Raw genomic sequence first — 11,858 nt, 5'->3', positions numbered from 1 at the left:
TAAGGTTAATGGCGTGTATGTCTCCGAGAATGGTGCGGGGCTGTTCGAGGACAATATCGTCAACGGCAACGGGAAAGGCGATTGGAACGTGTCGGGCGCTGACAGCACGAGGATGGTCCGTCGGTGAGAATCTCGGCTCGCCGGTTCGTGTAGCGGGGCCGTGGGCACATCTGTCGGGCGGATCGTTTGGAACGGCTGGGGGCATCGTGGGGGACGCGACACGCCGACGCGCCGGGCAGGTCCCGGCGCGCGGCGCGCGTGGCGCGGACCACGCGGCGGCCGAAGGCCGCCCTTGAAAACGTAAAGAAAATTCAGGACGACACCGTATGCCCAGGTTGGCGCCCTGTGAACAGCAGAGAGGCCGGGCGCGCCTACGGGGTGCCCGGCCTCTTCACGTCTAGCGTCAGATGCGGTTGCGGTCGAACTCCCCATCGCGGGCGCCAGCCAGGAAGGCATCCCACTCGGACGCCGTGAAGCGGAGCACAGGGCCGTTGCGGTCCTTGGAGTCACGCACGGCCATACCGCCGTCATCCAGGGGCGCAGCCTCCACGCAGTCGCCACCGTGGCCGTTGCTATGACTGCTCTTGCGCCAGCGAAGCTGGCCGTCATCCTGCGGGTTCATCCTCAATGCCTTCCATCGCACGAGCGATCAAGAGTCGCGACGTCAATTCATCGTAGGCCGACGCTCGGAGCCTATCCATCTTCTCTCGGTACAGAGCGACATCCCCCGGGCGATCAAGATAGAGACTCCCGGTGGCCTGGTCGATGTAGACGATCTCCGGGAGGTTGTCGGCATCGGAAAAGCCAAGCAGAGTGAAAGGAGTGTCCATCCCGGCATGGGCGCCTCCGGTGAACGGTAGCACCTGGATCGTGACGTTCGGTCGCGTCGACACTGTGCGTAGGTGGTCGAGCTGTGCCCGCATCACCGTCGGTCCGCCAACGACACGACGGATGACCGCTTCGTCCATCACGACCCAGAGGTCCGGAACCGGATCACCGGTCAACACGGCCTGACGGCCGAGCCGAAGCTCTATGGCGCGCTCGACATCGGGATCGGGAGGCTGCCGCGGAGCGGCTCGCATCACCGCGCGGGCGTAATCGGCCGTCTGGAGCAGCCCGGGGACCAACAACGCCTCAAACTTGGCTATCGAACTGGCCTCCGCTTCGAGCCCGACGTAGACCTCGAACCAGCGGGGCACGACGTCACCGTAGGTGTGCCACCAGCCGGCACGCCTCGTCTCCTTGGTGAGGGCAAGCAGCGCCTGTCTCTGCTCGGCGTCGTCGACCTGGTACAGGTCAAGAAGCTCTCCGACGTCGTCGCCCCGTATCGGGACAAGGCCGTTCTCCATCCGGCTGACCTTCGAGAGGCTGCAACCGAGCTGCCGTGCCGCGTCGTCGATGCCCTTCCCCGCGGCCTCGCGAAGCCTTCGCAGTTCAGCCCCGAGGCGCCGGCGCCTGATCGTCGGACCGCCCTGTACCGCCACGTGCCCGCCGTTCTCCGCGTCGGAGCTGCTGTCACAGTCCGGCACGGTACGCCATGTCTCCGGCGACGCGGCGACATGAGACCACAAATACTTGCGTAGGAGCACTTGCATGGATGCATGTGCGGGAGCACTATCACTCTCGGAGGGCGCCTTGGTGCGCAGCGGCTCACCGCCCACACAGATCGCTTCCAGCCAGGGCGCCTTCCCGAAGATCGGCTGTCTTCATCGGATGACCACCGAAAGGCCAGGCCCGGTGGGGGCAGCCACAGCGCACGCGTGACGAGGTGGTGGAACGGGTGAGGGTAGAACCACCAGCGATCTACTTAGTTGTACGGCTGGAGGATCGTCTGGCCTGGCGGGTTGACGGCTTCGTCAGGTCCGCACCGAGGACCCCCCGAAAGATCTTCGGCCGGAACAGCGAGCCGCGCATGCGGCAGGCCAAGCGGCCATGCGCAACAGAATGCTTGCCGCCGTTCACGCCACACTCAGCGAGCTACGAACATCCACGTCGTCTGTCGATGAACCAGCTGTGAGGAGAGCGTTATGACGACCGCTACGTTGTCGGCGACCGTAGCCCCACGGTTCCTGTGGCTAGAGATCACCGGCCGTTGCCAGCTAACCTGTGTGCACTGCTCGGCCGAGTCGTCGCCGCTGGGCAGCCACGGAACGATGACGATCGTAGACTGGCAACGTGTGATTGACAGCGCTGTGGAGCAGGGCGTGGACATGGTGCAGTTCATCGGCGGCGAACCAACTATTCACCCGGGGTTCTCGCAGCTGGTGAGCTATGCGCTGGCGGGCGGTCTTCAGGTCGAGGTGTACACGAACCTTCTCAATGTTCCGGCGCGGCTGTGGGAGATATTGAGCCAGCCGGGCGTGCGGCTGGCTACCAGCTACTACAGTGATGACCCGGTCCAGCATGATGCGGTTACCGCTCGACGGGGAAGTCATAGGCGGACGCGTACGAATATCAGTGAAGCGGTACGCCGGGGGATACCGCTGCGGGTGGGTGTCATCGGCATAGCCGACGGCCAGCGGGTCAAGGAGGCGCAAGCGGAGCTGACCGCCATGGGAGTGACCGATGTCGGTTACGACCGGATGCGGGCCTTCGGCCGCGGAGCCGCCGTGACTGACGAGACCGACACCTGCGGACATTGCGGCCACGGCGCGGCGGCTATCGGTCCAGATGGCATGGTATCACCGTGTGTGTTCACCCGGCATGTTGTGGCCGGTAACGTGAAACAGACACCGCTGGCCGCGGTGGTCGCTGGAGACGTCTTCCAGGAAGAGGTGGCACGACTGGACGCAATCCGGCGTGATCAGGAGATCACCGCATGCTCGCCGCCAGAGGTACGATGCGGACCCAAGTCGAGCTGCCAGCCGTCATGCACGCCCTCATGTAGTCCGATGAGGTCGAGTTGCAAGCCCAAGAACGAGAAGTAGGTCGTGCGGTGAGAGCGCGGTGGTTGCCTGTGCGCGTCGACGATGACGACGGGTGGCTGAGTTGCCTTTTCGCCGAGGGAGCCAAGCGGCTGGGGGCGGCACCGTGCGGTGAACCCACGCCCAGCGCATCGGGCGACAATATCGGCGGCCCGGTGCTCCACAACGGTGAGCAGGTATGGCTGAGGGTCGCGCCGTACAACGAGAGCGCGATGGACATGAGCGCCTGGACCGGTACGCGTGACGCGGGCCGATTGACCGGCATCCGCAAGCCTCTGTTGATCGACAGTACCGAGTGGGTACACATGAACCCGGTACCGATTCCGGTGTGGGCCGGGTTGATGACCCTTGTCACCGATGACGTCGCCGCTCCCGGTGACCAGTATCTCGCAGAGCCGCTCACTCTGTCGTCGGAGTGGCTGCATGATCTACGTGCCTCGCTGGAGGCCCTAGCGGCCCATCCGACAGGGCGGGCTTTCTGGGCTCATAGCGCTGAGCGGTACGGGTACCTCCTGCACGCCGTCTACGGTCGTGCGCTCCCCGCGGATATTGAACCGGCATGGGGACGAACCGAGCATCTTGACCTGCACTGGGGCAACGTCACAGTGCCGTCCCTGACAATCATCGATTGGGAGCACTGGGGGGCCGGCGTCGCCGGCTACGGGGCTGCGCGTCTCTACTGCACCGCGCTTGCTGTCCCGACCGTGGCCGACCAACTGTACGGCGCCTTCGCGGATGTGCTGGACAGTCCATCCGGCCGATACGCACAGTTGGTCGCGGCAGCGGACATTCTGATCAATGTGGCCTACTATGAAGATTCCGTTGATCTCTGCCCTGCTTTGCACGACCTGGCTAGAAAGATCATGGGATAGAGGCCGCCCCCTCCTCAACATCCAAATAAAGATCGTGGACAACCGGCGGGGCGAACCCCTACGGCTCGCTCTGACCGGAACCCTTGACCACACCGAAGCCCTGAACGCGACCGAACCCGCGCACCCGCAAGAGCGGGCGCCATGGGCACTCCTACAGGCCGAGGTGGCGGGCGATGAGCATCTTCTGGACCTCGCTGGTGCCTTCCCCGATCTCCAGGATCTTGCTGTCCCGCCAGTGCCGGGCGACGGGGTACTCGTTCATGAAGCCGTAGCCGCCGTGGATCTGGGTTGCCTCACGGGCGTTGGTCACCGCGGCCTCGCTGCTGACCAGCTTCGCGATCGCGGCCTCCTTCTTGAACGGGCGGCCGGTGGCCATCCGGGCGGCCGCGTCGTAGTAGGCGGTGCGGGCGACGTGGGTACGCGCCTCCATCTCGGCAATCTTGAAGGAGATCGCCTGGTTGGCGCCGATCGGCCGGCCGAAGGCGTGGCGGGTCCGGGCGTAGGCCACCGATTCCTCGACGCAGGCCTGGGCGAGGCCGACGGCCAGTGCCGCGATGGCGATGCGGCCTTCGTCGAGGATGGACAGGAAGTTCGCGTAGCCGCGGCCCCGTTCGCCGAGCAGGTTGGCCTCGGGTACCCGTACGTCGACGAGCGTGAGCGGGTGGGTGTCGCTGGCATGCCAGCCGACCTTGGAGTACGCCGGTTCCGCGGTGAAGCCGGGGGTCGGGACCGGCACGACAATGGTGCTGATCTCCTTATTCCCGGCCGCGGTGGTGCCGGTGACGGCGGTGACCGTGACGAGCCGGGTGATGTCGGTACCGGAGTTGGTGATGAACGCCTTGGCGCCGTTGAGCACCCAGGTGTCGTCGTCGAGGCGTGCGGTGGTGCGGGTGCCGCCGGCGTCGCTGCCCGCCTCGGGCTCGGTCAGCCCGAACGCGCCGAGGGCCTCGCCCGAGCACAGCATGGGCAGCCATTGCTGTTTCTGGTCCTGCGTGCCGAACCGGTAGATCGGCATCGCGCCGAGTGAGCAGCCGGCCTCCAGCGTGATCGCTACCGACGAGTCGACCCGGGCGAGTTCCTCGATGGCCAGGCAGAGGGTGAAGAAGTCGCCGCCCATCCCGCCGTAGGACTCGGGGAAGGGCAGTCCGAACAGGCCCATCGTGGCCATGGCGGCGACGACCTCGTAGGGGAAGGTCTTGTTCTCGTCGTGTTGGGCGGCGACCGGGGCGACGACCTCGCGGGCAAACTCGGCGACGGTGCGGCGCAGGGATTCCTGCTCGTCGGTGAGGCGGGTGTCAGGCATCGGGTGTCTCCTGCGGGTCCTGCGGGTCCTGCGGGCCGGGGATGAGTGCGTCGGCCTCCACGACGGCGAGGACCTGGTCGAGGGTGACCTGTTCGCCGGTGTGTGCGAACAGGTCTGTGACGTGGCCGTCCCGCGGGGCGGCGAGGGTGTGTTCCATCTTCATCGCCTCGACGATGATCAGTGGCTGGCCGGCGGTGACCTGTTCTCCGGCGGTGACGTGAACGGCGATGACGGTGCCGGGCATCGGGCTGCAGACCTCGGCGGCGCCGGCCGATCCCGCTCCTGTGTGGGCGGCGGGGTCGGCCTCGACGATCCGCCAGGCGGCTCCGTCGGCGCCGAGCCAGCGGGTCGCCCCGTCGCGGGCGTACCACCAGCGTCGGCTCCGCCCGCCGACGGTGATCAGCAGTTCGCTGCCGTCGTCGGCGAGGGTGCGTACCGCGGCGGTCCGGGGTTCCCCGGTCGCGGCGGGCTCGCCGGTGACGTTGACGTTGACGGTGACGGTGACGGTGGCGGTGGCGGCTGTCGGGGTGCCGGTCACGGTGACCTCGGCGATGCCGCCGCCGGGCAGTGCCGGCCGCCAGACCAGGGGAGCCGGGACACCGCCGACCCGCCAGCCGCTGGGCACGTCCCAGGGGTCGATCACCGGGCCGGCCGGCTGCGCCTCGGCGAGCCGCGCCAACCCGTAGGCCGCCAGCGCGTGGGCCGGGAGCGCACCGGCCGGGAGGTCAGCGTCGCCGAGGCCGTCGAGCTCGCGTTCGACCAGACCGGTGTCGAGGCGTCCGGCGGCCACGTCGGGGTGGGCGAGCAGCGCCCGGAGGAAGGCGATGTTGGTCGTGACGCCGAGGACGGCGGTGCGGGCGAGGGCGGCGTGCAGGCGGGTACGCGCGGCCGCCCGGTCCGGCCCCCAGGCGATCACCTTGGCGAGCATCGGGTCGTAGTCGGTTCCCACCCGCTGCCCGTGGCTGAGGCCCGAGTCGACGCGCACGCCATCGCCGTCGGGTTCGCGCATCAGCAGGACGGTGCCGCCGGTCGGGAGGAAGCCGCGGGCCGGGTCCTCGGCGTAGACCCGCGCCTCGATCGCGTGCCCGGTCAGGGCGATGTTCTGCTGGGAGGTGGTCAGCGGCCGGCCCGCGGCGATCCGGATCTGTTCGGCGACCAGGTCGATCCCGGTGATCATCTCGGTGACCGGATGTTCGACCTGCAGCCGGGTGTTCATCTCCATGAAGAAGAAGTGCGCCGGGTCGTCGGCGCCGACGATGAACTCCACGGTGCCCGCGCCGGTGTAGCCCACGGCGCGGGCGACCTCGACCGCGGCCGCGCCGATGCGGTCCCGGGTCGCGACGTCGAGCAGCACCGACGGCGCCTCCTCGATGATCTTCTGGTGGCGGCGTTGCAGGCTGCACTCGCGTTCGCCGAGGTGGACGACGGCGCCGTGGGCGTCGGCGAGGATCTGCACCTCGATGTGCCGTGGGCGGTGGACGAACCGTTCGAGGAACAGGGTGTCGTCGCCGAAGGACGCGGCCGCCTGTCGGCGGGCGGCGGCGAGTTCACCGCGCAACGCGGCCGGTTCGGTGACCAGGCGCATCCCTTTCCCACCCCCACCGGCGGACGGTTTGATCAGCACGGGGTAGCCGACCTCGGCCGCGGCGGCGACCAGGTCGGTGTCGCTCATCCCCGGTTCGGTGCGACCCGGTACCACCGGGACACCAGCGGCGGCGACGGTCTGCTTGGCGCGGATCTTGTCGCCCATCACCGCCACGGCGTGCGCGGACGGCCCGATGAAGACCAGGCCCGCCTGCGCGCAGGCGCGCACGAACGCGACGTTCTCGGACAGGAAGCCGTACCCGGGATGGACCGCCCGGGCGCCGGTGAGCCGGGCCGCGTCGAGCAGCGCCGGGATCGACAGGTAGGACAGTCGGGCGGGCGCCGGGCCGATGTGGACCGCCTCGTCGGCCTCGCGCACATGCCGGGCGTCGGCGTCGGCGTCGCTGTAGACGGCGACCGAGCCTATGCCCAGCGCCCGCAGTGTACGGATCACGCGGACCGCGATCTCACCGCGGTTGGCGACCAGCACGGTGTCGAACAGGGTGGTGTCACCGCTTGTGGTGTCGCAGAGGGAGGCTGGCATCGCGCTCACATCCGGAAGACGCCGTAGCGGACAGGTTCCAGCGGCGCGTTCGCCGCCACCGACAGGGCCAATCCCAGCACCGTGCGGGTGTCGAGCGGGTCGATCACGCCGTCGTCCCACAGCCGGGCGGTCGAGTAGAAGGGGTGACCCTGACGGTCGTACTGCGCGCGGATCGGCGCGGTGAACGCCTCCTCGTCCGCGGTCTGCCCGTGCACACCCCGGGTCTCCTGCTGCTCGCGTCGCACGGTCGCCAGCACCGAGGCGGCCTGCTCGCCGCCCATCACCGAGATCCGCGCGTTCGGCCACATCCACAGGAACCGTGGTGAGTAGGCCCGGCCGCACATCGAGTAGTTACCGGCGCCGAACGACCCGCCGATCACAACGGTGAACTTCGGGACCCGCGCGCAGGCGACGGCGGTGACCATTTTGGCGCCGTGCTTGGCGATCCCGCCGGCCTCGAACTCCCGGCCGACCATGAAGCCGGTGATGTTCTGCAGGAACAGCAGTGGGATTCTGCGCTGGTCGCACAGCTCGATGAAGTGCGCGCCCTTGAGGGCGGACTCGCTGAACAGCACGCCGTTGTTCGCCACGATGCCGACCGGGTGGCCGTGCAGCCGGGCGGTGCCGGTGACCAGCGTCGGGCCGTACTCGCGTTTGAATTCGGCGAACCGGCTCCCGTCGACGATCCGGGCGATGACCTCGCGGACGTCGTAGGGGATGCGGCTGTCGGTGGGTACGACCGCGTACAGCTGTGCCGGGTCGGCGGCCGGCTCGTCGGTAGGGGCGACATCCCAGGGCCGGGGGGCGCGCGGCGCGAGGCTGGCCACGATCGCCCGCACCCGGCGCAGCGCGTCGGCGTCGTCGTCGGCCAGGTGATCGGTGACTCCGGAGACCTTGCTGTGCAACAACCCGCCACCGAGGTCCTCCGCCGATACGATCTCCCCGGTCGCGGCCCGCACCAGCGGCGGACCGCCCAGGAAGATCGTCCCCTGGTCCCGGACGATGACGGCCTCGTCGCTCATCGCCGGGACGTAGGCGCCACCGGCCGTGCACGAGCCGAGGACCGCGGCGATCTGCGCGATACCGGCCGCCGACATCGTCGCCTGGTTGTAGAAGATCCTCCCGAAGTGCTCGCGGTCGGGGAACACCTCGTCCTGCAGCGGGAGGAACGCCCCCCCGGAGTCGACGAGGTAGACACACGGCAGCCGGTTGTGCAGTGCCACCTCCTGTGCCCGCAGGTGCTTTTTGACGGTGACGGGGTAGTAGGTGCCGCCCTTGACCGTGGCGTCGTTCGCCACCACCACGCACTCACGCCCGGACACCCGTCCGACACCGGTGATGATCCCCGCGCCCGGCGCCTCGTCGCCGTACATGCCGTTGGCGGCCAGCGGCGAGAGTTCCAGGAACGGGCTGCCGCGGTCGAGCAGGGTGTCGATCCGGTCCCGGGGCAGCAGCTTGCCCCGGCTCACATGGCGCAGTCGGGCCTGCTCCGACCCGCCCCGCGCGGTCGAGCTCAGCGCGGACCGTAGCTGGGCGACGAGCGCCTGGTGCGCCGCCGTGCTGGCGACGGCCTGTTCGCTCGCGGTGTCGACGCGGGCCGCCAGCCGGGGGCCGGTCATGAGGTCCTCCCGAGACAGATGACGATTCATGATCTACATCAAGGATGTTAAGGATCACTAACAACGGCTGTCACGCTAGCACGGGCATATCCGCCGCGGAAGGTGTCCGTTTCGGGGTCATGGCATACTGTGAGGGGATGTAGTGAGGTCGCTACCTCGTCCCACTTTTGCCTCGCAGTCGCCTCGCAGTCGCTCCACCGTTGTCCAGAGCGTTGAAAGTTAGGATCTCCTCACATCGGCAGGGACGAATCGTCCGACGATCGTGATCTTTCGCGCGGGCAGCGAGGACCACGGGTGTCTGCGGCAACCGCTCGCCCCGGGTCGGCTCGGCCCTCCTCCCGTCGGGAGGACATCCTGCGGGAGGCTGCGCGGCTGTTCGCCACCCACGGATTCCACGGGGTGAGCATCGAACAGCTCGGCGCCGCCGTCGGCATCAGTGGTCCGGGTATCTACCGGCACTTCCCCAGCAAAAGCGCCATCCTCGCGGCGATGCTCGTCGGCATCAGCGAACGGCTCCACGCCGACGGCGCGGCAGCGGTGCGTACGAGCCGGACCCCGCACGACGCACTCGAACGTCTGATCACACTGCACATCGCGTTCGCCCTCGACGAGCCGTACCTCATCACCGTCCAGGATCGCGACCTCGCCAACCTCCCACGGCCCGACGACCACCGCGTCCGCCGGCTGCAGCGCGCCTACGTCGAGATATGGGCGTCGGTCCTGCGTCAGATCGACTGCCGCCTCGGCGTCGCGGAGAGCCGCGCGCGGGCGCATGCATTGTTCGGACTGCTGAATTCCACTCCACACAGCGCCACCGAGGTGGACCGCGAGACGATGGCGGGCATTCTGCGGGACATGAGTCTGCGGGCAGCCCGTGGCGACGACCGCTGACCGCTGACCGACCTTCGGACATGAGGGCGCCGGCGAGATCTCGGACGGAGCCATCGCGCGACGGTCCCAGTTCATCGAGGCAAACCGGAACATCGCCTTCCTCGACCTCATCCGAGCGTGATCGGTTCTGATCACATGGTGGTGGCGCGATTCTGCGGAGTGCTACTTCCGGTTTTTACGTACTGTTCGCCGCAGTTGTACGCGGCGAGCGTGAGCTGAACAAATCCGTTGTCGTCGGCGACGAGCGAGCACAGGAGACACCCCAAGGCAGGGCGGGTTCAAACGGTTATAGCGACGCTCCAATAGGATGATCTCGGTAGCGTCGACAGGCTGGATGGTGGAGGGGAGTTTCCCGCTCGCCGTGCCGGGTGGGTGGGGTCTGATGGCCGGCGCGACGGTGGTCTCAACATTCGGTAGAAAACCTGGATCGTCGGCCGGGCGTGAGATCCCCCGACTCGGGGCTTGCGGTTATGCCGCGTGGGTGTCGGTGCCGCGCAGGATGTACAGGTCGTCGCCGAAGCCGGCAGAGATCTGGATGTGGCCGCCGAGGGCCTGGACGTAGCGGGCGATAGCCTCGACGGTGGAGACCTCGCCGCGTTCGATCTGGGAGACCCGGCTCTTGGTGACGCCCATCCGTTCCGCGACGCCCACGGGGATATCCCCTTGGCCTTGTCGAGAGAGGAACCCGGGTGTGGGTCGAGGTGGGTGCTGGCACTATGTGGGCGTGCCTGATCTATTGTGGGATGACGTCAGGGAATGGTTTGACCCGGAGGAGAATGGGTCGCTGCCGGACGTGCATGTGCCGGACACGACGATCGCCGACTGGCAGGCCGTCGTGGATCTTGTCCGGTCCCGGGGGTGGACTTACCAGTATTCGGTGGACGGGCGGGTGGTTCGGTTGCCGCACCGGGTCGAGGACATGCTGAATCGGCGTAATGGGCGGGCTGGGATGTTGAAGGTTTGGCTCGCATCGGACGTTCTTGCGATTTTTCGACCGTACGTGCTCGAGCGGATCGACTTCGATGTTGATCTGCGGCAATTGCAGGGTCAGGATCGGCTGGACGTGTTGTGCCAGTTCATGCGGGCGATCGGCCGCGCACTCGGCAAGCCGGTGGTGCTGACCCCTGAGGGCTGTGACACCGTGCCGCTGATCGGATACGAGTTGCGATCTGACTGTGTAGTGGTGCTGGCCGGGGTTTGGTCAAGTGGTAGCGGCGACGTGGTGGGCTGACCGGGGCTGGAACGGGGGCGGCCTCAATAGGTCAGTGCACCACGTATGAATCAGGTCACAGATCGGATCTGATACAACGCGGTTCGCTGACAAGGAGGCCGAGTGCGCGGCGTGGCATTGACCCAGCTGGATCGCGAGAACATCTCCCGTGGGATTGCGGAGGGGTTGTCGGGACCACAGATCGCGGCGAGGTTGGGAAGAGACCGTTCCGTGGTCTACCGGGAGATAAATCGTTGTGGTGGCCGCAACGAATACCGTGCGGTCGAGGCGCAGGAACGCGCCGCCGTCCAGGCACGCCGGCCGAAGCCGCACAAGCTTGCCGTGTGCGCCCGGCTGCACGACGCTGTCGCCGAGGGCTTGGCGAAGAAGTGGTCACCCGAGCAGGTCGCGAACCGTCTCAAGATCGACCACCCGGACGACCCGGAGATGCGCGTGTCCCACGAGACGATCTACCAGACGCTGTACCTGCAGGCCCGTGGCGAGCTCCGGACCGAGCTGAAGATCACACTTCGGTCCGGTCGGGCGCGCAGGCGCCCGTCCGGGTCGCTTTCTCCTGCGCCCCAGGCAATCCCGGGCATGATCAACATCAGCGAGCGACCGCCCGAGGCCGCCGACCGAGCCGTCCCCGGCCACCTCGAAGGCGATCTGATCATCGGCAAGGGCGGCAAGAGCCAGATCGCGACCCTCGTCGACCGGAACACCCGGTTCACCCTGCTGGTCAGGATCCCGTACGACCGCACCGCCGAGCGTGTCGCCATCCAGCTCGGTCAGAAGATCAAAACACTCCCGGCCGATATTGTCCGGTCGCTCACCTGGGACCAGGGGAGGGAGATGGCCGCACACGCCAAATTCACCCTCGCGACAAGCGTTCCGGTCTATTTCGCCGACCC

General features: G+C 67.6%; 11 protein-coding genes. 5 read left to right on the top strand and 6 right to left on the bottom strand.

Annotated features, from left to right (window positions below):
- Positions 1-403: 403 nt before the first annotated feature.
- Positions 404-622, bottom strand: coding sequence for a DUF397 domain-containing protein (locus tag U9983_RS23305; protein ID WP_322756067.1), 219 nt, complete (start codon positions 620-622; stop codon positions 404-406).
- Complete coding sequence (locus U9983_RS23300; RefSeq protein WP_322756066.1) at positions 606-1,529, bottom strand: helix-turn-helix transcriptional regulator; 924 nt, start codon at positions 1,527-1,529, stop codon at positions 606-608. The genes U9983_RS23305 and U9983_RS23300 overlap by 17 nt, the downstream gene beginning before the upstream one ends.
- A gap of 498 nt (positions 1,530-2,027) precedes the next feature.
- On the opposite strand from U9983_RS23300, the gene U9983_RS23295 reads away from it, so the two are divergent.
- Complete coding sequence (locus U9983_RS23295) at positions 2,028-2,927, top strand: radical SAM protein (RefSeq protein ID WP_322756065.1); 900 nt, start codon at positions 2,028-2,030, stop codon at positions 2,925-2,927.
- 29 nt (positions 2,928-2,956) lie between these two features.
- The gene (locus U9983_RS23290) at positions 2,957-3,796 is read left to right on the top strand and encodes a hypothetical protein (protein WP_322756064.1); all 840 of its coding nucleotides are present in this window, start codon (positions 2,957-2,959) and stop codon (positions 3,794-3,796) included.
- Positions 3,797-3,947: 151 nt separating this feature from the next.
- Here the strand turns inward: U9983_RS23290 and U9983_RS23285 are convergent, their stop codons facing one another.
- From U9983_RS23285 to U9983_RS23275, 3 genes are read right to left on the bottom strand one after another with little or no spacing between them, the layout of a single operon-like run.
- On the bottom strand, positions 3,948-5,099 hold the full coding sequence (locus U9983_RS23285) for an acyl-CoA dehydrogenase family protein (protein ID WP_322756063.1): 1,152 nt from the start codon (positions 5,097-5,099) through the stop codon (positions 3,948-3,950).
- Positions 5,092-7,227, bottom strand: coding sequence for a biotin carboxylase N-terminal domain-containing protein (locus U9983_RS23280; RefSeq protein ID WP_322756062.1), 2,136 nt, complete (start codon positions 7,225-7,227; stop codon positions 5,092-5,094). Before U9983_RS23280 ends, U9983_RS23285 begins: the two co-directional genes overlap by 8 nt.
- A gap of 5 nt (positions 7,228-7,232) precedes the next feature.
- A complete protein-coding gene (locus U9983_RS23275; protein WP_322756061.1) occupies positions 7,233-8,846 on the bottom strand; it encodes a carboxyl transferase domain-containing protein in 1,614 nt (537 codons plus the stop codon).
- A gap of 294 nt (positions 8,847-9,140) precedes the next feature.
- Here U9983_RS23275 and U9983_RS23270 point away from each other — a divergent pair, with 294 nt between their 5' ends.
- Positions 9,141-9,737, top strand: coding sequence for a TetR/AcrR family transcriptional regulator (locus U9983_RS23270; RefSeq protein WP_322756060.1), 597 nt, complete (start codon positions 9,141-9,143; stop codon positions 9,735-9,737).
- Positions 9,738-10,205: 468 nt separating this feature from the next.
- Here U9983_RS23270 and U9983_RS23265 read toward each other — a convergent pair whose 3' ends face one another.
- Positions 10,206-10,388: a helix-turn-helix domain-containing protein gene (locus U9983_RS23265; protein ID WP_322749308.1), complete on the bottom strand. Its 183-nt coding sequence runs from the start codon at positions 10,386-10,388 to the stop codon at positions 10,206-10,208.
- 73 nt (positions 10,389-10,461) lie between these two features.
- Here U9983_RS23265 and U9983_RS23260 point away from each other — a divergent pair, with 73 nt between their 5' ends.
- Together U9983_RS23260 and U9983_RS23255 are read left to right on the top strand one after the other, a co-directional pair.
- Positions 10,462-10,968: a hypothetical protein gene (locus U9983_RS23260; RefSeq protein WP_322756059.1), complete on the top strand. Its 507-nt coding sequence runs from the start codon at positions 10,462-10,464 to the stop codon at positions 10,966-10,968.
- A gap of 102 nt (positions 10,969-11,070) precedes the next feature.
- A partial coding sequence (locus tag U9983_RS23255) for an IS30 family transposase (protein WP_322756058.1) occupies positions 11,071-11,858 on the top strand: 788 nt, incomplete at its 3' end.

The sequence above is a fragment of the Protofrankia sp. Cas3 genome (assembly GCF_963555955.1).
GTDB lineage: Bacteria > Actinomycetota > Actinomycetes > Frankiales > Frankiaceae > Protofrankia.
This window is presented reverse-complemented; position numbering and strand designations above follow the sequence as displayed.

What these genes read in the sequence shown, in the direction of transcription:
- U9983_RS23305 (WP_322756067.1), bottom strand. Translation starts at nt 622, where the DNA reads ATGAACCCGCAGGATGACGGCCAGCTTCGCTGGCGCAAGAGCAGTCAT.
- U9983_RS23295 (WP_322756065.1), top strand. Translation starts at nt 2,028, where the DNA reads ATGACGACCGCTACGTTGTCGGCGACCGTAGCCCCACGGTTCCTGTGG.
- U9983_RS23285 (WP_322756063.1), bottom strand. Translation starts at nt 5,099, where the DNA reads ATGCCTGACACCCGCCTCACCGACGAGCAGGAATCCCTGCGCCGCACC.
- U9983_RS23280 (WP_322756062.1), bottom strand. Translation starts at nt 7,227, where the DNA reads ATGCCAGCCTCCCTCTGCGACACCACAAGCGGTGACACCACCCTGTTC.
- U9983_RS23275 (WP_322756061.1), bottom strand. Translation starts at nt 8,846, where the DNA reads ATGACCGGCCCCCGGCTGGCGGCCCGCGTCGACACCGCGAGCGAACAG.